The organism is Shinella sp. JR1-6 (genome assembly GCF_004284735.1).
Classification (GTDB): domain Bacteria; phylum Pseudomonadota; class Alphaproteobacteria; order Rhizobiales; family Rhizobiaceae; genus Shinella.
In genome coordinates this window covers 216908-237993 of the sequence record NZ_SHMI01000008.1, presented here as the reverse complement: position 1 = coordinate 237993, position 21086 = coordinate 216908, and the positions used below count along the sequence as shown (strand labels likewise).

At 64.9% G+C, this 21086-nt stretch carries 23 protein-coding genes; 12 read left to right on the top strand and 11 right to left on the bottom strand.

The genetic code is table 11. The features are described 5' to 3' along the window. Positions 1 to 155: 155 nt before the first annotated feature. From ccmA to EXZ48_RS16905, 5 genes are all read left to right on the top strand, one after another. Positions 156 to 800 carry a heme ABC exporter ATP-binding protein CcmA gene (gene ccmA / locus EXZ48_RS16925; protein WP_050746126.1) on the top strand — a complete coding sequence of 215 codons (645 nt, stop codon included), beginning with the start codon at positions 156 to 158 and terminating at the stop codon, positions 798 to 800. Continuing rightward, complete coding sequence (gene ccmB, locus EXZ48_RS16920; protein ID WP_023515654.1) at positions 797 to 1456, top strand: heme exporter protein CcmB; 660 nt, start codon at positions 797 to 799, stop codon at positions 1454 to 1456. The genes ccmA and ccmB overlap by 4 nt, the downstream gene beginning before the upstream one ends. Positions 1457 to 1529: 73 nt before the next feature. Continuing rightward, positions 1530 to 2300: a heme ABC transporter permease gene (locus tag EXZ48_RS16915; protein ID WP_050746117.1), complete on the top strand. Its 771-nt coding sequence runs from the start codon at positions 1530 to 1532 to the stop codon at positions 2298 to 2300. Further along, positions 2297 to 2464 (top strand): heme exporter protein CcmD, encoded by a 168-nt coding sequence (gene ccmD, locus EXZ48_RS16910; protein ID WP_082342679.1) that lies wholly within the window; start codon positions 2297 to 2299, stop codon positions 2462 to 2464. Before EXZ48_RS16915 ends, ccmD begins: the two co-directional genes overlap by 4 nt. After that, positions 2461 to 3075, top strand: coding sequence for a DsbE family thiol:disulfide interchange protein (locus EXZ48_RS16905; protein ID WP_050746116.1), 615 nt, complete (start codon positions 2461 to 2463; stop codon positions 3073 to 3075). The genes ccmD and EXZ48_RS16905 overlap by 4 nt, the downstream gene beginning before the upstream one ends. Before the next feature lie 45 nt (positions 3076 to 3120). Here EXZ48_RS16905 and EXZ48_RS16900 read toward each other — a convergent pair whose 3' ends face one another. Further along, positions 3121 to 5181: a M3 family metallopeptidase gene (locus EXZ48_RS16900; protein ID WP_130517170.1), complete on the bottom strand. Its 2061-nt coding sequence runs from the start codon at positions 5179 to 5181 to the stop codon at positions 3121 to 3123. 382 nt (positions 5182 to 5563) lie between these two features. Here EXZ48_RS16900 and EXZ48_RS16895 point away from each other — a divergent pair, with 382 nt between their 5' ends. Then, entirely contained in the window at positions 5564 to 6682 is a 1119-nt protein-coding gene (locus tag EXZ48_RS16895) for a DUF475 domain-containing protein (protein ID WP_024270180.1), read from the top strand. 132 nt (positions 6683 to 6814) lie between these two features. Here EXZ48_RS16895 and EXZ48_RS34910 read toward each other — a convergent pair whose 3' ends face one another. From EXZ48_RS34910 to EXZ48_RS16875, 5 genes are all read right to left on the bottom strand, one after another. After that, complete coding sequence (locus EXZ48_RS34910; protein ID WP_024270181.1) at positions 6815 to 6979, bottom strand: hypothetical protein; 165 nt, start codon at positions 6977 to 6979, stop codon at positions 6815 to 6817. A gap of 163 nt (positions 6980 to 7142) precedes the next feature. Further along, on the bottom strand, positions 7143 to 8660 hold the full coding sequence (locus EXZ48_RS16890) for a tripartite tricarboxylate transporter permease (RefSeq protein WP_050746114.1): 1518 nt from the start codon (positions 8658 to 8660) through the stop codon (positions 7143 to 7145). 10 nt (positions 8661 to 8670) lie between these two features. After that, complete coding sequence (locus tag EXZ48_RS16885) at positions 8671 to 9159, bottom strand: tripartite tricarboxylate transporter TctB family protein (RefSeq protein WP_023514783.1); 489 nt, start codon at positions 9157 to 9159, stop codon at positions 8671 to 8673. Next, positions 9156 to 10100, bottom strand: coding sequence for a tripartite tricarboxylate transporter substrate binding protein (locus EXZ48_RS16880; protein ID WP_037405777.1), 945 nt, complete (start codon positions 10098 to 10100; stop codon positions 9156 to 9158). The genes EXZ48_RS16885 and EXZ48_RS16880 overlap by 4 nt, the downstream gene beginning before the upstream one ends. Before the next feature lie 217 nt (positions 10101 to 10317). Further along, positions 10318 to 11385 (bottom strand): ABC transporter substrate-binding protein, encoded by a 1068-nt coding sequence (locus EXZ48_RS16875; protein ID WP_023514785.1) that lies wholly within the window; start codon positions 11383 to 11385, stop codon positions 10318 to 10320. Between the two features lie 77 nt (positions 11386 to 11462). Between EXZ48_RS16875 and EXZ48_RS16870 the strand changes: the two genes are divergently transcribed. Continuing rightward, on the top strand, positions 11463 to 12137 hold the full coding sequence (locus EXZ48_RS16870; RefSeq protein WP_023514786.1) for a response regulator transcription factor: 675 nt from the start codon (positions 11463 to 11465) through the stop codon (positions 12135 to 12137). Then, positions 12134 to 13525 carry a sensor histidine kinase gene (locus EXZ48_RS16865; protein WP_130517169.1) on the top strand — a complete coding sequence of 464 codons (1392 nt, stop codon included), beginning with the start codon at positions 12134 to 12136 and terminating at the stop codon, positions 13523 to 13525. The genes EXZ48_RS16870 and EXZ48_RS16865 overlap by 4 nt, the downstream gene beginning before the upstream one ends. Positions 13526 to 13659: 134 nt before the next feature. Here the strand turns inward: EXZ48_RS16865 and EXZ48_RS34905 are convergent, their stop codons facing one another. Next, on the bottom strand, positions 13660 to 13821 hold the full coding sequence (locus EXZ48_RS34905) for a hypothetical protein (RefSeq protein ID WP_165909366.1): 162 nt from the start codon (positions 13819 to 13821) through the stop codon (positions 13660 to 13662). Between EXZ48_RS34905 and EXZ48_RS16860 the strand changes: the two genes are divergently transcribed. Both EXZ48_RS16860 and EXZ48_RS16855 read left to right on the top strand, forming a co-directional pair. Continuing rightward, positions 13820 to 14305, top strand: coding sequence for a MarR family winged helix-turn-helix transcriptional regulator (locus EXZ48_RS16860; protein WP_023517325.1), 486 nt, complete (start codon positions 13820 to 13822; stop codon positions 14303 to 14305). The two genes, EXZ48_RS34905 and EXZ48_RS16860, sit on opposite strands and share 2 nt — an antisense overlap. Next, positions 14302 to 15519 (top strand): multidrug effflux MFS transporter, encoded by a 1218-nt coding sequence (locus tag EXZ48_RS16855; RefSeq protein WP_023517326.1) that lies wholly within the window; start codon positions 14302 to 14304, stop codon positions 15517 to 15519. The genes EXZ48_RS16860 and EXZ48_RS16855 overlap by 4 nt, the downstream gene beginning before the upstream one ends. 72 nt (positions 15520 to 15591) lie before the next feature. Here EXZ48_RS16855 and EXZ48_RS16850 read toward each other — a convergent pair whose 3' ends face one another. Next, complete coding sequence (locus EXZ48_RS16850) at positions 15592 to 16815, bottom strand: argininosuccinate synthase (protein WP_024271254.1); 1224 nt, start codon at positions 16813 to 16815, stop codon at positions 15592 to 15594. Between the two features lie 186 nt (positions 16816 to 17001). Here EXZ48_RS16850 and EXZ48_RS16845 point away from each other — a divergent pair, with 186 nt between their 5' ends. Next, entirely contained in the window at positions 17002 to 17853 is an 852-nt protein-coding gene (locus tag EXZ48_RS16845; protein WP_130517167.1) for an SDR family NAD(P)-dependent oxidoreductase, read from the top strand. A gap of 167 nt (positions 17854 to 18020) precedes the next feature. After that, the gene (locus EXZ48_RS16840; protein WP_023511976.1) at positions 18021 to 18662 is read left to right on the top strand and encodes a LysE family translocator; all 642 of its coding nucleotides are present in this window, start codon (positions 18021 to 18023) and stop codon (positions 18660 to 18662) included. A gap of 6 nt (positions 18663 to 18668) precedes the next feature. Here the strand turns inward: EXZ48_RS16840 and EXZ48_RS16835 are convergent, their stop codons facing one another. The 3 genes from EXZ48_RS16835 to EXZ48_RS16825 are packed head-to-tail and all read right to left on the bottom strand — an operon-like array spanning position 18669 to position 21012. Next, on the bottom strand, positions 18669 to 19280 hold the full coding sequence (locus EXZ48_RS16835; protein WP_050746110.1) for a DUF1287 domain-containing protein: 612 nt from the start codon (positions 19278 to 19280) through the stop codon (positions 18669 to 18671). A gap of 59 nt (positions 19281 to 19339) precedes the next feature. Beyond that, positions 19340 to 20134, bottom strand: a complete 795-nt coding sequence (locus tag EXZ48_RS16830; protein WP_023511978.1) for an ABC transporter ATP-binding protein — start codon at positions 20132 to 20134, stop codon at positions 19340 to 19342. Beyond that, positions 20134 to 21012 (bottom strand): ABC transporter permease, encoded by an 879-nt coding sequence (locus EXZ48_RS16825; RefSeq protein WP_024271255.1) that lies wholly within the window; start codon positions 21010 to 21012, stop codon positions 20134 to 20136. Before EXZ48_RS16825 ends, EXZ48_RS16830 begins: the two co-directional genes overlap by 1 nt. Between the last annotated feature and the right edge of the window lie 74 nt (positions 21013 to 21086).

The following is a 21086-nucleotide window of genomic DNA, read 5'->3' as shown; positions in this document are numbered from 1 at the left end:
ATCACTCCCGCGTTCGGCGCTGATCATCAAATTCACGCCGACCGCTGGCGTGATAAGCGCCTTATAGATAATTTCCTGGAAACGTTCCAGACTGCCACCGGCAAATCGGGCTATTTTTGCGTTGCGACCAAGGTTGCAAAAAGAAAGTGAACACCATGCGGCTCGTCGCCGAAGGATTGAGTGCCAAGCGCGGCGAGGACTTGATTTTCCACGATATTTCCTTTGAAATTGCCGGGGGGGAAGCCCTCGTCGTCAAGGGGCCGAACGGTTCCGGAAAGTCCACCTTGCTGCGGGTCCTCGCCGGACTTCTGCCGGCGGAATCAGGGATGGCAAAATTTCTTGCTGCGGTGCACCCGGTGGAGCGTGTCGGCGAGGCCGCGCACTATCTCGGCCATCGCAACGCGATGAAACGCGAGCTGACGGTGGAGGAGAATCTTACCTTCTGGAAAGCCTTCTTCGGCGATTTTGGTGGGGGGCAGGGCGTGGCGGTCGATGTGGCGGTGGAGGCTGTCGGCCTTGGCGGCATCGCACACCTGCCGTTCGGCTACCTCTCGGCCGGCCAGCAGCGCCGCATGGCGATGGCCAAGCTGCTCGTTGCCTGGCGCCCTCTCTGGATCCTCGACGAGCCGACGGCGGCGCTCGACGTTGCGGCAGAAGAAATGTTCTCCGGCCTCGTCATGGCGCATCTGGCCCGCGGCGGCCTCGCCATTGCCGCGACGCACCAGCCGCTCGGGCTTGAGGGGGCGCGGGAGTTGCGGATGACGGGATTTGCGCCGGCCGATGCGGGAGCCTGGGCATGATTTCCCTGTTCCTGCGCGATGTAAAGCTTTCCGTGCGCGCCGGCGGCGGGGCACTGATCGGCGTCCTGTTCTTCATGACGGTCGTCGCGGTCATTCCCTTCGGTGTCGGACCCGACCTCAACCTGCTCTCTCGCATCGGCCCGGCGATCCTGTGGATCGGTGCGCTGCTTGCCGCGCTGCTCGGGCTCGACCGGCTGTTCCAGGCCGAGCGCGAGGACGGGTCGCTCGATCTTCTCCTGATGCAGGAGACGCCGCTGGTGCTGACGGTGTTCGTCAAGTGCCTGGCGCACTGGATCGCGACCGGCCTGCCGCTCGTCGTTGCCTCGCCGCTGCTCGGGCTCTTCATGAACATGGACGAGACGGCGATCGGTGCGACGACGCTGACGCTGCTTGCCGGCACGCCGGCGCTTACCTTCATCGGGGCGGCGGGCGCGGGCATCGCCGTGGCGCTGCCGCGCGGCGGCCTTCTCGTGTCGATCCTCGTTCTGCCGCTTGCCATTCCCGTGCTGATCTTCGGCGTCAGCGCGGTCTATGCGGCAATCGAGGACCCGGCGCCCTTCCTGCCTCCTTTCCTCATCCTCGTCGCGCTCAACCTGTTTTTTGCCGTCATTGGCCCTGTGGCGGCGGCGGCGGCACTCCGGCTCTCCAGCGACTGACGCGGCGAATTGACAGGAATGTGATTGCGGCAGATCAATTGAAGCCGGGGGGCTTCCACGTTAAAGAACCATCATGAGCGAACCGAGCCTTGCCATCCGCAAATTCAGCGACCTCGCCAACCCGACCCGGTTCCTGGCGCTGGTTGCGATCATCTGGCCCTATCTTGCCGGGCTGACGCTCTGTCTTTTCGCCGTGGGGCTCTACCTGTCCTTCACGACAACGGGCGACTACCAGCAGGGCGAGACGGTGCGCATCATGTATGTGCATGTGCCGGCGGCCTGGCTTTCCATGATGTGTTACACGGTGATGGCGCTTTCGGCGCTCGGTACGCTCGTCTGGCGCCACCCGCTTGCCGATGTGTCCGCCAAGGCCGCCGCGCCCATCGGCGCCTGTTTCACGCTGGTCGCCCTCATCACCGGCTCGCTCTGGGGCAAACCCATGTGGGGTACCTGGTGGGTGTGGGATGCGCGGCTCACCTCCGTCTTCGTATTGTTCCTGATGTATCTCGGCCTGATCGCGCTCAACCGCGCCATGGACGATCCGTCACGGGCGGCCAAGGTCGGCGCCGTGCTGATTCTCGTCGGCTTCGTCAACATCCCGATCATCAAGTTCTCCGTCGAGTGGTGGAACACGCTGCACCAGCCGGCCAGTGTGGTTCGGCTCGACGGACCGACCATCGACCCGGAATTCCTCTGGCCGCTCCTCGTCATGGCGATCGCCTTCACCTTTGCGTTCTTCACGCTGCACATCCTTGCCATGCGCAACGAGGTTCTGCGCCGGCGCATCGCCGTGCTGCGCCGGCATGCCGCCCGCTCGGCCGGCCGTTCGGGAGATGCGGCATGAGCCATGCCTTCTATGTCACGGCGTCCTATGCCGCCGCCTTTGCCGTTACAGCAGGTCTTGTCCTGTGGGTCTGGCTGGATCACCGCGCACGCCACCGCGAACTGGCGCAGCTCGAAGCGGCGGGTATCCGCCGACGTTCCGCCCGCAGCGGGGAAAAACAATGAGCAGCACCGACAACACGGAGAGCGGCGGCAAGCGTACGCGTTTCATCCTCGCGGCGCTTCCCCTGGCGATCTTCGCAGGCATCGCGGCGATCTTCTTCGCCATGCTGACGGATCCGGATCGCAACACGTCCGAAATTCCCTCCGCATTGATCGGCACCAAGGCGCCCTACCGCGATCTCGAACCGCTTGTGGGGGCGCTGAAGGACGGCGCGCAGGTGCCGGCGCTGACGGCCGAGAGCGGCAAGGGCAAGCTGACGCTCGTCAATTTCTGGGCGTCCTGGTGCGTGCCCTGCCGGCAGGAGCATCCGGTCATCCTGGCGCTGTCCAGGGATCCGCGCCTCAACGTCGTCGGCGTCAACTACAAGGACGGCAGCGAGAATGCGCTGCGTTTCCTCGGTGAACTCGGCAATCCCTTCTCGGCCATCGGCCTCGATCCTGTCGGCAAGATGGCGATCGACTGGGGTGTCTATGGCATCCCGGAGTCCTACCTCGTCGGCCCTGACGGCACGATCCTCTACAAGAAGGTCGGTCCCTTCGACGAGCGGAGCCTCAAGGACGGGCTCTATCCCGCCATCGAAAAGGCGCTCGGCGCGCCAGCACAGGCTGGCTGAGCCCGATGCCCGGCCGGGCCATGGAGCCCGGCCGGAAATGGCTCCTCAGGCGGCCAGGCCCTTCTTTTCCAGCATGGCCTCGGGGCTCGGCAGCTTGCCGCGGAAGGCCTTGTAGGCGTCTTCCGGATCGACGGAGCCGCCAACGGCGTAGATATAGGTCTTCAGTCGGGCAGCCATGGCGGGGTCGAAGGCATCCCCCGTCTCGGTGAAGGCGGCGAAGGCGTCGGCATCGAGCACCTCCGACCACATGTAGGAATAGTAGCCGGCCGAATAGCCGTCGCCCGAGAAGACGTGCTGGAAATGCGGCGTGGCGTGGCGCATGACGATGGAGTTCGGCAGGCCGATCGTTTCCAGCACGTCTCGCTGCACCGCCATCGGGTCCTCGACGGCCCCCCGCGTGTGAAAGGCCATGTCGACCAGTGCCGAGGAGGTGAATTCCACTGTCGCGAAACCGGAATTGAAGGTGCGGGCGGCGAGCACCTTGTCGAGCAGTGCCGCCGGCATCGCCTCGCCGGTCTGATAGTGAACCGCATAACGCGTCAGGATGTCCGGAACGGTCAGCCAGTGCTCGTAGAGCTGCGAAGGCAGTTCGACGAAATCGCGCGAGACGCCCGTGCCCGAGACCGAGGGATAGGTGACGTCGGAGAGCATGCCGTGCAGGGCATGGCCGAATTCGTGGAAGAGCGTGCGCGCATCGTCGAGCGAGAGCAGCGCCGGCTTGCCCTCGGCGGGCTTGGCGAAGTTGCAGACATTGTAGATGATCGGCAATTCACCGACCGCGCCGTTCTTGAGCGGCAGGCGGTGCTGGCTCTGGTAGGAACTCATCCAGGCGCCGGAGCGCTTGGACGAGCGCGCGAAATAGTCGCCGAGGAACATGGCGACCAGCTTATCCTCGCGGTCGCGGATCTCGAAGACGCGGACATCGGGGTGATAGACCGGCACCCCGGTCTTCTCGACGGCGCGGATGCCGAACAGCCGCTCGGCGACGTCGAAGCAGGCGTCGATGATCTTTTCGAGCTGGAAATAGGGTTTCAGCTCCGCCTCGGAGAAGCTGAACTTTTTCGCGCGCAGCTTTTCGGCGTGGTAGCGCCAGTCCCAGGGCATGACAGCGTGGTTGCGGCCTTCTTCCGCAACGAGGGCGGCGAGCTCGGCCTCCTCCTCGCGGGCTCGCGCAACGGCCTTTTCCCAGACCTGCATCAAGAGGCCGTTCACCGCGTCGGGCGTCTTGGCCATGGTGTTGTCGAGCTTCAGCGCGGCGAAATTCGCGTAGCCGAGCAGGTCGGCCTTTTCGGCGCGCAGTGCCAGCGTTTCCTTGACGATGCCGCGGTTGTCCGTTTCACCATCGTTCTCACCCCGAGCCACCCAGGCGCGGAAAGCCTGTTCGCGCAGGTCCCGGCGGGCGGAGAAGGTGAGGAAGGGTTCGATGATCGAGCGTGACAGCGTGACAGCGAAGCGGCCGTCCTCGCCGCGTTCGCGGGCCGCGGCGGCCATGGCGTCCTTCAGGAAGTCGGGCAGCCCGTCGAGCGCCTCGCCCTCCTCGAGGAACAGCGCCCAGTTCTTCTCATCGGCCAGCACGTTCTGGCCGAATTTCGCGCCGAGCCCGGCGAGCGTTTCGTTGATCGCGGCGAGCCGATCCTGCTCGGGCTTTGCCAGCTTGGCGCCGGACTTGACGAAACCCTTCCAGTGCCGCTCCAGCACGCGGGTCTGTTCCAGCGAGAGGTTCAGCGTCTCGCGCGCCTCCCAAAGCGCGTCGATACGCGCGAAAAGCACGGCATTGGTGCCGATCTTCGAATAGTGCCGCGACATCTTGGGCGCGATGTCGCGTTCCAGGGCTTGGATCGTGTCGTTGGTGTTGGCGCCTGCCCTGCTCCAGAAGAGCGCGGAAACACGCGAGAGTTCGTCGCCGGCAATTTCAAGCGCGACGATCGTGTTGTCGAAGGTCGCAGGTTCGGGATTGCCCGCGATGGTGTCGATCTCCACTTCGTGTGCGGCAAGTGCGGCGGCAAACCCGTCTGCAAAGGCATCGTCCTTCACGAGATCGAAACGCGGCAGGCCGTTGAGGCCGGTCCACTCGACGAGGGCGGGATCGATACGCATTTCAGTCATGGGGTCTGGTCCTTTCCGGCAAATCAGCGTGGGGCGAATATAGGAATGGAGGAGGGCTTTGGTACAGGGCAGCCTTGCAAAATAGGCGGGAACCGCGGAACACCCGTGACGCCGGGGCGTGCGCAGCGGCCTGCCTCTTGACGCAGAGGGCAACTTCGGTGAAAAGATGGTTCATCCGCGGCCTTTGACATCGGGTTGCCGCGGTGAACCTGGTGCCGGGCCCCTCTGGCGAGAGTTTTTACGGCGCTCTCGTGATGTCGGTACCGCCAGCAATTAGCCGGCGGATTCATATGCACATGAACATCCTGACCATGCCTTACACGCATGCCCTTTGTGGTATGCGTTTTCCGCTTTCCCGTACCCCCAACATGGAGGTCCTGCCATGATCGGCAACGGCGAAGGCAAATCCAACCTTTCCTACCTGAAGTGGGCGCTCATCGTTACCGCCATCGGCCTGGTGCTCGGCGCCTGGCTCGGCTGGCAGACGACCGGAACGCTTTCCGGCATGGCGACCGTCTTCTTCATCTGCGCCGTTCTCGCGGTGCTGGAGATCTCGCTCTCCTTCGACAACGCCATCGTCAATGCGAACAAGCTCAAGGACATGACGCCGGTGTGGCAGCACCGCTTCCTGACCTGGGGCATCATCATCGCCGTCTTTGGCATGCGTATCGTCTTCCCGCTCCTGATCGTGGTGATCGCGGCGCGCATCGGCCCGTTCGAGGCGATCCTGCTGGCGGCGCGCGAACCGGCGGAATATGCGCGCATCATGAATGAGGCGCATCTGCCGATCGCTGCCTTCGGCGGCACCTTCCTTATGATGGTCGGCCTCACCTACTTCTTCAACCATGAGAAGGACGTGCACTGGATCGGCTTCATCGAGAAGCACATGGCCCGCTCGGCAACCGTCAAGGGTATCGAGATCGCCTTCGTTCTGCTCCTGATCCTGGTCTTCTCGAACCTGCTCGAGGGTGAGGAAGCCAATACCTTTGTCTTCTCCGCCATCTACGGCCTCCTGACCTTCCTTGCGGTGGAAGTCGTCGGCGGCCTGCTCGACGCTTCGCAGAAGGCGATGTCGGAAGCGGCCAAGGGCGGCCTCGGCGCGTTCATCTATCTCGAAGTGCTGGATGCCAGCTTCTCCTTCGACGGTGTCATCGGAGCCTTCGCACTGACGCAGAACCTCTTCGTCATCGCGATCGGCCTCGGTATCGGCGCCATGTATGTGCGCTCGATGACGATCATGCTCGTCGACAAGGGGACGCTTGCCGAATACCGCTACCTGGAGCACGGCGCGTTCTACGCGATCCTGATCCTCTCGGTGGTCATGTACTGCCAGACGCTGGTGCATATCCCCGAGGTCATCACCGGCCTTGGCGGCGCGACGCTGATCGGTATCTCGCTCTGGTCGTCGATCCGCTACAACAAGCGCGAACGCGCGCAGGAAGGCCACGCCGAAGCGCACAGCTCCGACAGGGTGGCGGCCCATCTCGGCGAAAGCGCCTGAGGCAACACGATCGGCCGGCCGTCTCGACGGCCGGCTTTCTCGACCTTCGAAGAAGGTGAAACCGAAATACAGAAGGCCCGCTGGTCTTGCGACCAGCGGGCCTTTTTCATTCAGGGAATTCTCTCTGCGGCGTTAGACGCGCGGGAAATCGGCAGGGTTGATGCCGAGTGTTCTCAGGTCGCGTTCCTTCGGGCGACGGTGCCCTTCGACAGCCGCGGCGGCTGCATTGGCAGCGCTCAGTACGGCGAAGGCCCGGCCGAAGAAGCCCTGGGCGAAGGAATTGCGGAGGGTAGTCATTGGATTGCTCGCTTTCTGTTTTAGCTTACGAGCAGAAGATGATGTGTCGGGGCCAAAAGAACAACCGACGGAATCTCAGGCCAGCCATGCAACGGATGCAGGCCGGAAACGGGCGTTTCCGGCCTGCATTCTTTTCGGTCTTGGGAGGGACCGTTGGTAGGTCTTAGTCTTCGTTGACCGCAAACTGCGAGAGCACTTCGCCCTTGCCGCGGGCGCGCAGGATGAGCGGCACGACGACGGCGAGAATGGCGAGCACGAAGAGTACGGCGGCGATCGGCGACAGGAAGAGCGCGGAGACATCGCCCTGGCTGATCGCCAGTGCGCGGCGCAGCTGCTGCTCTGCCATGGGCCCGAGGATGAGGCCGACGACGACGGGTGCGATCGGATAGCCGAAGATCCGCATGGCAAAGCCGAGCAGGCCGAAGGTCAGCAGCATACCGAGTTCGAAGACCGAGGGGTTGGCGCCGATCGTGCCGAGCGTCGCGAAGAGCAGGATGCCGGCATAGAGCCAGGGCTTGGGGATCGTCAGAAGCTTCACCCAGAGGCCGATCAGCGGCAGGTTCAGCACCAGCAGCATGAAATTGGCGATGAGCAGGCTGGCGATCAGGCCCCAGACGAGCTGTGGATTGGTCGCGAACAGCAGCGGGCCGGGCTGCAGGCCGTATTGCTGGAAGCCGGCAAGCATGATCGCGGCGGTCGCCGTGGTCGGCAGGCCGAGCGAGAGCAGCGGCACCAGCGTGCCGGCGGCAGAGGCGTTGTTCGCCGCTTCCGGACCGGCGACGCCCTCGATGGCGCCCTTGCCGAACTCGTCCTTGTGCTTTGAGAACTGCTTTTCCGTCGAATAGGACAGGAAGCTGGCGATATCGGCGCCGCCGGCCGGCATTGCGCCGATCGGGAAGCCGATGAATGTGCCGCGCAGCCAAGGTTTCCACGAGCGGGCCCAGTCCTGCGCACTCATCCAGACGGAGCCCTTCACCGCCTCGACCTTGTCGGGAATGCGGTCACCCTGGCAGGCGACGTAGAGCGTCTCGCCGATGGCGAACATGGCGACGGCGAGCGTCGTCACCTCGATGCCGTCGAGCAGATCCGGAATTCCGAAGGAAAGCCGCGCCTGACCGGTCTGCTGGTCGATGCCGATGACGGCAAGGCCGAGGCCGATGAAGAGGGCGGTCAGGCCCCGCAGCGTCGAATCGCCAAAGGCCGCCGAGACGGTGACGAAGGCGAGCACCATCAGCGCGAAATATTCCCGCGGGCCGAAGGAAAGCGCGAACTTGACCACGAAGGGTGCGATGAAGGCGAGACAGAGCGTGGCGATGAGGCCGGCGACGAACGAGCCGATCGCCGCCGTCGCGAGCGCCGGTCCGCCGCGGCCGGCGCGGGCCATCTTGTTGCCCTCGAGAGCGGTGACGACCGAGGCGCTTTCGCCCGGCGTGTTGAGCAGGATCGAGGTGGTCGAGCCGCCATACATGCCGCCGTAGTAGATGCCAGCGAACATGATGAGCGAGCCGGCCGGATCGAGCTTGTAGGTGACTGGCAGAAGCAGCGCGACGGTGAGGGCCGGGCCGATGCCGGGCAGAACGCCGACGGCGGTGCCGAGCGTCACGCCGATCAGCGCATAGAGCAGGTTCATCGGCTGGGCGGCGATGGCGATGCCCTGCAGCAGGAATTCGAATGTACCCATCGTCAGCTCCTCAGAAGAACAGGTGTTCCAGCGGCCCGGCGGGCAGCGAGAGCTGCAGGAAACGGCCGAAGATGATGTAGACGACGAAGCTGAAGGCGATGCCTATGGGCAACGAAATCCAGAGCTTGCGCCGGCCGAAACCGAAGGCGGTCAGCGCGAAGAGCACGCCCGTCGCAATGGAGAAGCCTGCGGTCTTGAGCAACAGCATCTGCCCGGCAAGGCCCGCCACGATGAGGACGACCGGCTTGACCTCGATCGGCTCGCGGTCCGGGAAGTCGCCGCGCCAGGCTTCGAAGCCCGTCCAGACGGCGAGCAGGGCAAGACCGATGGCAACGACATGCGGCACGGTGGCAGGGCCGATGCGGGAATAGTTGCTCATCTCCGCAAGACGCCCGGCATCCCACCAGATCACGGCGGCAAGGACGAAAAGAACGGGGGCGATGACCAGCGCCGCCCGGTCGGGGCGGCGCCTTTCGTTGGAGGAGGAGACCTCGCTCATTTGACGAGCCCGATGTCCTTGAGGATGCTTTCCGTTGCGGCGACATCCTTGTCGAGCTGTTCCTTGAAGGCGTCACCGGCAAGATAGGTGTCCTGCCAGCCCTTGGTCTTCAGGGTGTCCTTCCAGGCGGCGGAGGTCACGACCTTCTCGATGTCGGCGTTGATCGCCGCCACCTGTTCGGCCGAAAGGCCCGGGGCCGCGGCGACCATGCGCCAGTTCTGGACCACGACGTCGAGACCGCCTTCCTTGATGGTCGGGGCGTCGATGCCTTCGATGCGCTCGGCGCTGGAGATGGCGATCAGGCGGAGCGTACCGGCCTTCACCTGGGCCTCGAACTCACCATAGCCGGAGATGCCGGCCGTCACCTGGTTGCCGAGAATCGCGGCAAGCGCCTCGCCGCCGCCGGAATAGGCGACATAGTTGATCTTGGTCGGATCGACGCCGGCTGCCTTGGCGATCAGGCCGGCCGTGATGTGGTCGGTGCCGCCGGCCGAGCCGCCAGCCCAGGAAACCGCGCCCGGATCGGCCTTCAGGGCCTTCACGAGGTCGTCCATGGTCTGGATCGGCGAAGCGGCCGGAACGACGATCGCTTCATATTCGCCGGTCAGGCGGGCGATCGGCGTCACGTCCTTGAGGGTTACCGGCGACTGGTTGGTGAGGATCGCGCCGACCATGACGTAACCGCCAACGATGAGAGCGTTCGGGTTGCCGTTGTTCTGGCTGGCGAACTGGGCGAGGCCGATCGTGCCGCCGGCGCCCGGAACGTTCACCACCTGCACGCTGCCGGAAATCTTCTCGTCCTGCAGAACGGTCTGCAGCGAACGGGCCGTCTGGTCCCAGCCGCCGCCCGGGCCGGCCGGGGCGATGATCGAATAGTCGGCAGCAAACGCCGGAAGCGCCATGGCGCCGGCGATGAGGGATGCCAGGAAGAAATGTTTCAAGAGTGTATCCTCCGTCAGGCGCGGCTTTGCGCGCATCGTTGCTTCTGGCGAGAGGATGGGGCGGCCGGTGGCGGCGCGAACTTTGTGTCCGCGGGCGATATCGGCAGAATTCTCCTCCCGGTCTTCCGTCCGCCTCCACGGACGATGAAGAGCCCAAAAGCACCACAGGAAGCTGACATCTACCTGACATTGCGCTGCCGCATGGAAGCGCCTTGCGCTACTGGGTGCGCAGAACCTCGTTCCAGCGGGCGATCAGCCGGGCCCGCTTCACCTGGTCGAGATAGACCATCAGGCCCGGACTGACCGGCACGGGCTTGAGCTGCGCGCCGAGCAGCGCGCTCATCGTGCGCGCGGTGTTCGAGCCCGACACCTCGGGGCTTACGGCGGCGATCTGGAGTTCGCGGGCCATGATCGTCTGGCCCTCCTTCGACATGAAGAAGGCAAGATAGCGCCGGCCGAGTTCGGGGTTGGCGGCGGCCTGCGGCACGAGGCCGATTCGCGACATGACGACGGTGTAGTCCTTCGGCAGCACGATGCCGACATCGGGATGCCGCGAGGCCCAGTCCGCGGCATAGGAACCGAGAATGTTGTAGCCGAGCACGAAACGCCCGTCGGCGACGCGTTCCAGAATGGCCGAGCTGGTGGAATAGAGCTTGACCCCCGCCGCGCCCATCGCCTGGATCACCGTCCAGATGTCCCCGAACTGCTCCTGGTCGCGGGCCATGAAGAGAAAGCCGACGCCGGAACGCTCGATGTCGTAGGTGCCGATGCGGCCATAGACCTTTTCGCCCTGCCGCTTGAGGTAGTCGACGAATTCGGCGCGCGAGGCCGGCGGCTTCTCGCCCTTGAAGCTCGGCTTGTGGTAGACGAAGACGGCGGGCTCGAAGGTCAGCGCGTAGGCGGTGTTACGCCAGTTGGCCCAGGCCGGCCAGCGGTCGCTCATCGGCAGGTCGCTGCGCTGGGCATAACCGTCATTGCTGAGCTTGACCTGAAGGTCCATGGCCGAGGAGAAGGCGAAATCGGCCGTTTTCTCTCCGGCATCGGTCTCGCGCACGATGCGGTCGTAGACCTCGCCGGTCAGCATCTCGTCGTAGCGCAGGGCCACATCCTGATTGGCCTCCTGGAAGCCCTTGATCATCGGCCGGGCGAGCGGTTCGTCCAGCGAGGAATAGACGACAAGCACGGGGGCGTCGGCATTGCCGTTGCGGGCCGGAAAGAAGGTCGGCTCGGAAAATGCGGGCAGGGGCGCTGCCAGGAGCGCAAGAAGAATGAGGACAAGACGCATGGCGCGACCTTGCCAAAGCGCGAGGCCGTTCACAAGTGCGCCGCCCGCCGTTAAGTTCGCGGCGGAAGGAGAAAGACGTGCGCATTCTGCTGGTCGAGGACAACGAAGCCCTGGCGGACGGCCTGTCCGCCATCCTGAAGGGCACCGGGCATGCGGTGGACGTCGTGCGCGACGGCGCTTCCGCCGATGCCGCCATCGCGTCGGAGAGCTTCGATCTCGTCATCCTCGACCTGACACTGCCGGAAATGGACGGTCTTGACGTGCTCCGCGCCATGCGGGCCCGCCGGAGCAAGGCGGCCGTCCTGATTCTCACGGCCCGCGGCGCGCCGGAGGAGCGGGTGCGCGGTCTCGATCTCGGCGCCGACGACTATATGATCAAGCCCTTCGATATCTCCGAATTCGAAGCGCGCGTGCGCATGTTGCTGCGCCGGCAGGCGGGGCTTCGCTCGGCGGCGATCACCTTCGGCGGCGTCGTGCTGGATCTCAATTCGCGCAGCTTTTCCGCTGACGGCGCACCGCTCGACATTCCCGCGCGCGAACTCGGCCTGCTCGAAATCCTCTTCATGCGCGCCGGCAAGGTGGTTGCCAAGGAGGCGATCATGCAGTCGCTCGCGGCCTTCGACGACGACCTCTCGGCCAATGCCATCGAGCAATATGTCAGCCGGCTTCGCAAGCGGTTGGCACCGCACGGGCTGACCGTGCGCACCGCGCGCGGCATCGGCTACTATCTCGACAAGGCGCCCGTCGCTTGACGCTCCTTCCGGCCTCATCGCTGCGCCGTCGCCTGCTGCTCTGGCTGCTCGTCTCCACGGCGGTGATCGGCACGGTGGCGCTCTTCGACACCTACCACGAGGCTGTCAAGACGGCGAACGAGGTTTCCGATCGTGTGCTGGCGGGCTCGGCGCTGGCGATTGCCGAGCGGGTGGTGGTGACGGAGCACGGCACGCTCGAGGTGGATATTCCCTATGTCGCGCTGGAGATGCTGACGTCGGCCGCGCAGGACCGGGTGTTCTACCGCGTCGACGGGCCGCCCGGCCGGTTCATCACCGGCTACCAGACCCTGCCGACGATCGCGCCGACGGTCGGCCAGTCGATCGGTTTTGCGGATGCGACCTTCCGCGGCGAGCCGATCCGCATTGCCGTCCTGCAGCGCTCGGCATCGACCGGTATCAATTCCGTGCCCTTCGCGGTGACGGTTGCCGAGACGACCATTGCCCGCCGGCAGCTGACCCAGACGATCCTGCTACGCTCGGCGCTGCGTCTTGCCATGATGATCGCGGGCGCCGCTCTCATCGTCTGGATCGCCGTTACCGTGTCGCTGCGTCCGCTCTACAGGCTCAGCGATGCCATTGCCGAGCGCAGCCCGAACGATCTGCACCCCATCGAGCAGCGCGTGCCGAGCGAGGTGCAGGGCCTCGTCGATACCGTGAATTCCTTCATGGTGCGCCTGCAGTCGGCGCTCGATGCTCTCCGCCACTTTTCCGGCAATGCCAGCCACCAGCTGCGTACGCCGCTCGCCATCATCCGCACCCAGCTCGCGCTGGCGAGCCGCGCCGGCACGCTGGAGGAAGCGCAGGAGGCCGCCCGCAAGGGCGATGCTGCGGTTGCCCATGCCGAGCGCATCCTTGCCCAGCTGCTGCTGATGGCCAAGATCGATGCTGCCGGGTCCAACGAGCCGCAGAAGCCGGCACCCGTCGATATCGCTGCGCTTGCCCAGCAGCTTACCGCCGACCGCGTACCCACGGCTGCCGAGGCCGGCATCGATCTCGGCTTCGAGGGAGATGGGCCCGCCTTCGCTCGCGCCGAGCCGCTGCTTTTCGGAGAGCTTCTGCGCAATCTCCTGGAAAACGCCATCGCCTATGCCGGCAAGGAGGCAGAGGTAACGGTGCGCGTCCGGCGCACCGCGGGCACGGTGCTTCTCGATGTGGAGGACAACGGCCCCGGTATTCCTCCCGAGCGCCGCGGCCTCGTGCGCCAGCGCTTTTCCCGTGGCGAGCATCGTGATGCGCCGGGCATGGGCCTTGGCCTGCCTATCGTGGAGGAAATCGCCGCGCTGTTCGATGCGACGATGACGCTGGACAGCGGCGCGAACGGGCGAGGCCTCCGCGTGACGATCTGCTTTCCCGGGATGGACGGCTAGCGTCGTTGCTACCCCCGGCAAGGTCAGCCATGCCCGCGGCCTGCTGCGTGTTGTCCTTCCACCATAGAGCCGGGAGTGTCGAGCGGGAAGCAGGGCAGCCATGACGGTGTGGAATAGCAGGTCGTGATATACGGCTATCCAATTGATTTCTTGATTATTCTTTTTGATTTCATCCATGTTTTTCCGGCATGTTCTGCCGTTCGCAAGGCAGCCATGCGTGGCAGTCGTGGCTTGGTGGTTGTTCCTTCCTGCAATGCATAGTAAGCTCCCCTTACAATAAGCCAGAAAGTGAACATGTCCCCTCGTCCCGATCCCGACGCCCTCGGTTTCGTCCTCATCGACGTTGCCCGCATGCTGCGTAGCGCCTTCGAGCGCCGCATTGCCACCGCCGGTCTCGGCCTCACGCCGGGCGAGGCGCGGACCCTCGTGCGAATCGCCACGCTGGAGGGCAGCCGCCAGTTCGATATCGCCCAGCGCATGGGCATCGAGCCGATGACGCTTTCGACCTATCTCGACCGCCTGCAGAGCCTCGGCCTCATCGAGCGCCGCCCCGATCCGGCCGATCGCCGGGCCAAGCTGATCTTCACCACGCCGACCGCTGGCGCTCTCATCGCCAGTATCCGCACCGAGCAGATCGAGCTGATGGAGCATGTGACCAGCGGCATCGGTCCGGAGGAGCTGGAGCTGATGCGCGACCGGCTGAAGCGGCTGCGCGCGAACCTTTGCGCCCTTGAGGAAGACAGTGCCGCGCCGGCGCTGGCAAAGGAAGCCGGCCGATGACGACGGCGCGCATGAGCGAGCGCCGCACCAGCATCATCGCCGCCTTCCTCGTTGCGCTCGGCCCCGTTTCCATGGCGCTCTACACCCCGGCCATGCCCGAGCTGGTGCGCGCCTTCTCGTCGACGGAATCGGCGATCAAGCTGACGTTGTCGCTCTATTTTGCCGGTTTCGCGCTGTCGCAGCTCGTTTCAGGTACGATGTCGGACGTGCTCGGCCGGCGGAAGACCACGCTGATCTTCATGACGGTCTATCTCGCCGGCAGCCTGATGGCGGCCTTCGCGCCGAGCGTTGGTGTTCTGCTGGCCGGCCGCCTCGTGCAGGGCATCGGTGCATCGGTCGGCATGACGGTCTCGCGCGCCATCGTGCGCGATCAGTTTACCGGGACCGAGGCCGCCCGCATCATGAACATGGTCGGCATGATGCTCGCCATCGGCCCGGCCGTTTCGCCGACCCTCGGCGGCTTTGCGCTCGGCGTGTTCGGCTGGCAGTCGATCTTTTTCCTGATGGTAGGCTTTGCGTTGGCGGCCTGCGGTGCGGTCTATGTCTGCATGGCCGAGACCACGGTGCCGGATCCGGCGAAGGGCCGCGTCGGTCCGATCCTTGCGGGCTATGCAGCGCTTGCCACGAGCCGCCGTTTCGTTTCCGCCACGCTTGTCATGGCCGGCGCCGTCGGGGCGCTCTACGGCCAGGCGACCATGTTGCCCTTCGTCCTGATCGGTACGGTTGGCCTGACGCCGACGGAATTCGGTGTCGGCATGCTCATGCAGTCGGGTTTCTTCTTTGCCGGCACGGTCTGCGTGCGCCTTTTGATGCGCAAGGTCGCCCCTGCCCGGATCGTCCTGCCAGGCCTGTGTTTCATCGGCATCGCGAGCATCCTGATTGCGCTCGCCTCGCATCTGGTGACGCCGAGCTTCCTCAGTGTCATGGGGCCGGTCGGTATCTACGCCTTCGGTATCGCCTTCGTCATGCCCTACATGATGACGGCGGCGATGGAACCCTTCCCCGAGATCGCTGGCTCTGCTTCCGCCGCCATGGGCTTTATCCAGATGGGGGCCGGCTTCCTTGCAGGCCTGCTGGCCGCGGCCATCGGCATGCCGCTTTTCGCCTTCGGCACGATCATCCCGGCCATGGGTCTGATGGCGATCCTGTCCTATGTCTGGTATCGCGCGATCTGCAGCCGCGATGCACAGCTTGCCGCCGAGCCGGCGGAATAAACAGTCACCGGACACGAAAAGGCCCGCTGCCGAGAACGGCAGCGGGCCTCTTGTCTGACGGTGATCAGGCGATCAGCCGCGGCGCTTGCGGGCGGCGAGCGTGCGCAGGCGCAGCGCGTTCAGCTTGATGAAGCCGGCGGCGTCCTTCTGGTCGTAGGCGCCCTGGTCGTCCTCGAAGGTGACCAGCTTGTCGGAATAGAGCGACTTGTCCGACTCGCGGCCGATGACCATGACATTGCCCTTGTAGAGCTTGAGCGTCACTTCGCCCTCGACATGTTCCTGGCTCCTGTCGATCAGCGCCTGCAGCATTTCGCGCTCCGGCGAGAACCAGAAGCCGTAGTAGATCAGCTCGGCGTAACGCGGCATCAGCTCGTCCTTGAGATGCGCGGCGCCGCGATCGAGCGTGATGCTCTCGATGGCGCGGTGCGCGGCAAGCAGGATCGTGCCGCCGGGCGTCTCGTAGACGCCGCGCGACTTCATGCCGACGAAGCGGTTTTCGACAAGGTCGAGACGGCCGATCCCGTTGTCGCGGCCGTAATTGTTGAGGGTCGCAAGCAGCGTTGCCGGCGACATGCGCACGCCGTTGATGGAGACGGCATCGCCGCGCTCGAAGCCGACCTTGATGACGGTCGCCTTGTCGGGCGCCGATTCCGGCGAGATGGTGCGCATATGCACATATTCCGGCGCTTCGACGGCCGGATCTTCCAGCACCTTGCCCTCTGAAGAGGAGTGCAGGAGGTTCGCGTCGACCGAGAAGGGGGCTTCACCCTTCTTGTCTTTCGCAACCGGGATCTGGTGCTGCTCGGCGAACTCCAGAAGGTGCGTGCGGCTCTTGAACGCCCAGTCGCGCCAGGGTGCGATGATCTTGATGTCGGGGTTCAGCGCATAGGCGGAGAGCTCGAAACGGACCTGGTCGTTGCCCTTGCCGGTCGCGCCGTGGGCGATGGCGTCGGCGCCGGTCTTGGCGGCGATCTCGATCAGGTGCTTGGAGATCAGCGGACGGGCGATCGAGGTGCCGAGCAGATAGACGCCTTCATAGACCGCATTGGCGCGGAACATCGGAAAGACGAAATCGCGCACGAATTCTTCGCGCACGTCCTCGATGAAGATCTCCTTGATGCCGAGCATCTCGGCCTTCTTGCGCGCCGGCTCCAGCTCTTCGCCCTGGCCGAGATCGGCGGTGAAGGTGACGACCTCAGCGTTGAGTTCGGTCTGGAGCCATTTCAGGATGATCGAGGTGTCGAGGCCGCCCGAATAGGCCAGCACGACTTTCTTCACGTCTTTGTATGATGCCATGGTGATGAGGTCCGTTGCATGAAGGGGCGCGGCAAACCCGCGGAGGCCCGGTATCGCGGCACTTTTAGCGAGATTGGCGCGTGACGCAAGGGCGCGCGCTGATGCAGGGTGGCGTGCAGGCGGATTTGACAGGGCCGGATGGCGACCCATATTCGCCGCAGCGAACCCATGGAAGGAGGCGAAGCCATGACGACCCTTCGAGACATCATCAAGGAAGCCAATGTCGCCGTCATCACGGGCGGCGGTGCCGGCATCGGCCTTGCCGCCGCGCGGCGCTTTGCCGAGGCGGGCATGAGCATTGCCATCGCCGACCTCAATGCCGACCGGCTGGGCGAGGCGCGCGCCGAACTCGAAGCTATCGCCGGCGAGGCGAATGTCATGGCCGTGGAGACGGACGTCGCGCACCGGCATGAGCTGGAGGCGCTGGAGCGCGCCGTGCTGCAACGCTTCGGCCGTGTCCATGTGCTGATGAACAATGCCGGCATCCAGCCGGACACCTCCATCTTCAGCGCGGAGGCCAACTGGGACCATATCCTCGCCGTCAACCTGATGGGCGTCATCCACGGCACGCAGGTCTTGGGCCCGAACATGCTGGCTCATGGCGAGGCGGGCCTCATCATCAATACCGGCTCCAAGCAGGGCATCACCACGCCGCCCGGCAATCCCGCCTACAATGTCTCCAAGGCGGGCGTGAAGGTCTTCACCGAAGCGCTCCAGCACGAGTTGCGCAACACGGCGGGCGCAAAACTCTCCGCCCATCTCCTGATCCCAGGCTTCGTCTTCACCGAGTTGACGAAGGGGGACCGCACGGAAAAGCCGGATGCCGCCTGGACGCCGGCGCAGACCGTCGATTTCATGATGGACAGTCTGGAGCGCGGCGATTTCTACATCCTGTGCCCCGACAACGATGTGCCGCGGGCGCTCGACGAGCGCCGCATGGCCTGGGCGATCGGCGACGTCATCGAGAACCGCCCGCCGCTCTCGCGCTGGCACAGGGACTTTTCCGGGAAGTTCCGGGCTTTCGTCGAAGGGGCGTGATGCCGCAGGCCCTGCTGCGAGCACTCCACCACAGTCGGGTGAGGTCCGATGATGAGGGAGACAAGTGCGCGGAAATCCGCTGTAACAGCGCATCATAGACTTTGATTGGCATTTTCCGGGAAGCCGGATTAGAGGTTTCCATCCTCACCGGCTTTCAGGGCTTTGCCATGGACTTTCTGCCCACCCTTCCGACGCTTCTCGCCTTTGCGGCCGCCAGCCTGCTCCTTGCGATGACGCCCGGCCCCGACATGACGCTGTCGATCAGCCGTGCGCTTTCGCAGGGGCGCGGACCGGCGCTCTTCGTCGTGGCGGGCACGAGCCTTGGCATCGTCGTGCACACGTTGCTGGTTGCCTTCGGCATCTCCGCCCTCATCACGGCGTCGCCGACCGCCTTCCTGATCCTGAAAACCGGTGGCGCCGCCTATCTCCTGTGGCTTGCCATCCAGGCGATTCGCTACGGCTCCAACCTCTCGGTCAAGGCGACGGCTGGGCCGCGCGGCACGGCGCTTGCCAATATTTCCAGCGGCTTCTGGGTGAACCTCCTGAACCCGAAGGTCATCATCTTCTTCATGACCTTCCTGCCGCAGTTCATCAGCGCGGGTGATCCCGATATCACCGGCAAGCTGATCTTCCTCGGCCTGTTCTTCATCGTCGTCGGCATTCCCGTGAACATCCTGGTGATCCTCGCCGCCGACAAGCTCGCGTCCTGGCTCCAGCAGAATCCCAGGGTGCTGCGCGGCATCGACTACACCTTTGCCGGCGTCTTCTCCGTCTTCGCGGCAAAAATCCTGTTCACACAGGCGCGCTGAGCGGGATCACACACGGTAGCGGTAGTGCCCGGTGAGGGGGTAGGCGAAGAGCACATCCTCCAGCCGCGCGCCGGCGCCGATATTGTGCACAAGGAGGGGGCGTGCGCCGTCAGCGCTGCGGGCGTCCGCCACGATGCCGATATGCGGCAGGTTGCCCGGCAGCATCTGCGAGACGATATCGCCCGGCCGGTAGTCCGCGCCGTCCTTGCTGACCGGCAGGGCGGCACCCTGCCGCTTGAGGAAGGCCTGCAGGTTCGGCACACGGCGATGGTCGATGTTGCGGTCGGTGCGTTTCAGGCCCCAGAGTGGCGGATAGGCAGAAAAGGCCCTGCGCATGTCCTCGTGCACGAGAACCTGGAGATCGATGGCAAGGCCGTCGCGATAGGCGCGCACGATGACATCGGTGCAGACGCCCCGCGCCCGCGGCACGTCGCCGCCGGGATAGTCCAGCCGGGAATAGGCGGGATCATAGGTCAGCGTCACGCCGATCTGCTGCCGTGCCGCTGCTACGAGTTTTTGTGCGTCGTCTTCGGCCGGCTGCGCCCGCAAGCTTGCCGGTAAAACGAAGGCGGCGCCCGAAACCAGGCCGCCTGCAAGCAGCGCGCGACGAAACAGCATGAACGCCTCCTTCTCCGATGCAGCAAGCTGCGGAGAGAATCGGGCGCTTTGTTGGCGCCTCAGCCGATCAACAGCGCATCGTCGTCCAGCGTCTGGCCACGCATCTTGCGGAACATGGCGATGAGGTCCTCGACCTGCAGCGTCTTGCGGCTGTCGCCGGCGACATCGAGAACGATCTCGCCGCCATGCAGCATGACGGTGCGGTGGCCGTAGTCCAGCGCCTGCCGCATGGAATGCGTCACCATGAGCGTCGTCAGCTTGCGCTCGGAGACGATTTTCTGCGTGAGGTTCATGATGAACTCGGCCATGCCGGGATCGAGTGCTGCGGTGTGCTCGTCGAGCAGCAGCACGTCGGAGCCGGCGAGCGTCGCCATGACGAGGGAGACTGCCTGGCGCTGGCCGCCGGAGAGCAGGTCCATGCGATCGCGCATACGGTTTTCGAGGCCGAGATTGAGCTCGGCGATGCGCTCGCGGAAGACCGTGCGGCGCTGCGGACCGAGCGCGGAGGCAAGCCCGCGCCGTTCGCCGCGGCGGGCGGCAAGCGCAAGGTTTTCCTCGATGGAGAGGGCGCCGCAGCTGCCCGTCAGCGGGTCCTGGAACACGCGCGCGACGCGGCCGGCGCGGGCGGCGGTGCCCTGGCGGGTCACGTCCGTCGTGCCGATCCTGACCTGGCCTTCTGTGGCGATGACATCGCCCGCGAGAACGCCGAGCAGGGTCGACTTGCCGGCGCCGTTCGAACCGATGACGGTAACGAACTGGCCTTCCTCGATGGTGAGGCTGACGCCGTTCAGCGCCTGTTTCTGCAGCGGTGTGCCCTTGCCGAAGACGACCTTGATATCGGAAACGGAGATCATCAGGCGGCTCCCCCGCGGCGAAGGCGCGGCAGGACGAGCGCCACGGTGACGAGCAGGGCCGTCACGAAGTTGAGGTCGGAGGCTTGGAGGCCGAGCACATCCGAGGAGAGCGCCAGCTGGATGGCGATGCGGTAGAGGATCGAGCCGAGCACGCAGCCGATCAGCGCCATGAGGATGCCCCTGGTGCCGAACAGCGTCTCGCCGATGATGACGGCGGCAAGGCCGACAACGATGGTGCCGACGCCTGAGGTGACATCGGCAAAACCGTTCGTCTGGGCAAAGAGCGCGCCGCCGAGCGCCACCAGCGCGTTGGACAGCGCGATGCCGAGATAGATCTGCCGGTTGGTGTCGACGCCCTGGGCGCGGGCCATGCGGGCATTGGCCCCGGTCGCGCGCATCGAGAGGCCTGCATCGCTTTCCAGGAAGCGCCAGACCAGCACGACGGCGATGACGACCAGGATGCCGACGAAGAGCGGGCGGACATAGAAATCCCGAAGGCCGAGGCCGAAGAACGGACTGATCATCGTATCGGCATTGATCAGCGCGACGTTCGGCTTGCCCATGACGCGCAGGTTCACCGAGAAGAGCGCAATCATGGTGAGGATCGAGGCGAGCAGGTTGAGGATGCGGAAGCGCACGTTCAGCATCGCCGTGACGAGGCCGGCAACGGCGCCCGCCATCATGGCGACCAGGGCCGCGATCCACGGGTTGACGCCTGCAATGATCAGTACGGCCGCGACGGCGGCGCCGAGCGGAAACGAGCCGTCCACCGTCAGGTCGGGGAAATCCAGCACGCGGAAGGCAAGGTAAACGCCGATCGCGACGAAGGCATAGACCAGCCCCAGTTCGACGGCACCCCAGAAGGCAATCAGGCTCACGGCTCTTGGCTTTCTCTCTTCACCCATTTCCCGCGGGTTCTGCGGGAGGGGTCTTCTTAACAGATCAACCGCTG

Bases quoted from the DNA above. Each gene is read 5' to 3' on its own strand.
- ccmA (WP_050746126.1), top strand. From the start codon at position 156: ATGCGGCTCGTCGCCGAAGGATTGAGTGCCAAGCGCGGCGAGGACTTG.
- ccmB (WP_023515654.1), top strand. From the start codon at position 797: ATGATTTCCCTGTTCCTGCGCGATGTAAAGCTTTCCGTGCGCGCCGGC.
- EXZ48_RS16915 (WP_050746117.1), top strand. From the start codon at position 1,530: ATGAGCGAACCGAGCCTTGCCATCCGCAAATTCAGCGACCTCGCCAAC.
- ccmD (WP_082342679.1), top strand. From the start codon at position 2,297: ATGAGCCATGCCTTCTATGTCACGGCGTCCTATGCCGCCGCCTTTGCC.
- EXZ48_RS16905 (WP_050746116.1), top strand. From the start codon at position 2,461: ATGAGCAGCACCGACAACACGGAGAGCGGCGGCAAGCGTACGCGTTTC.
- EXZ48_RS16900 (WP_130517170.1), bottom strand. From the start codon at position 5,181: ATGACTGAAATGCGTATCGATCCCGCCCTCGTCGAGTGGACCGGCCTC.
- EXZ48_RS16895 (WP_024270180.1), top strand. From the start codon at position 5,564: ATGATCGGCAACGGCGAAGGCAAATCCAACCTTTCCTACCTGAAGTGG.
- EXZ48_RS34910 (WP_024270181.1), bottom strand. From the start codon at position 6,979: ATGACTACCCTCCGCAATTCCTTCGCCCAGGGCTTCTTCGGCCGGGCC.
- EXZ48_RS16890 (WP_050746114.1), bottom strand. From the start codon at position 8,660: ATGGGTACATTCGAATTCCTGCTGCAGGGCATCGCCATCGCCGCCCAG.
- EXZ48_RS16885 (WP_023514783.1), bottom strand. From the start codon at position 9,159: ATGAGCGAGGTCTCCTCCTCCAACGAAAGGCGCCGCCCCGACCGGGCG.
- EXZ48_RS16875 (WP_023514785.1), bottom strand. From the start codon at position 11,385: ATGCGTCTTGTCCTCATTCTTCTTGCGCTCCTGGCAGCGCCCCTGCCC.
- EXZ48_RS16860 (WP_023517325.1), top strand. From the start codon at position 13,820: ATGTCCCCTCGTCCCGATCCCGACGCCCTCGGTTTCGTCCTCATCGAC.
- EXZ48_RS34905 (WP_165909366.1), bottom strand. From the start codon at position 13,821: ATGTTCACTTTCTGGCTTATTGTAAGGGGAGCTTACTATGCATTGCAG.
- EXZ48_RS16855 (WP_023517326.1), top strand. From the start codon at position 14,302: ATGACGACGGCGCGCATGAGCGAGCGCCGCACCAGCATCATCGCCGCC.
- EXZ48_RS16850 (WP_024271254.1), bottom strand. From the start codon at position 16,815: ATGGCATCATACAAAGACGTGAAGAAAGTCGTGCTGGCCTATTCGGGC.
- EXZ48_RS16845 (WP_130517167.1), top strand. From the start codon at position 17,002: ATGACGACCCTTCGAGACATCATCAAGGAAGCCAATGTCGCCGTCATC.
- EXZ48_RS16840 (WP_023511976.1), top strand. From the start codon at position 18,021: ATGGACTTTCTGCCCACCCTTCCGACGCTTCTCGCCTTTGCGGCCGCC.
- EXZ48_RS16835 (WP_050746110.1), bottom strand. From the start codon at position 19,280: ATGCTGTTTCGTCGCGCGCTGCTTGCAGGCGGCCTGGTTTCGGGCGCC.
- EXZ48_RS16830 (WP_023511978.1), bottom strand. From the start codon at position 20,134: ATGATCTCCGTTTCCGATATCAAGGTCGTCTTCGGCAAGGGCACACCG.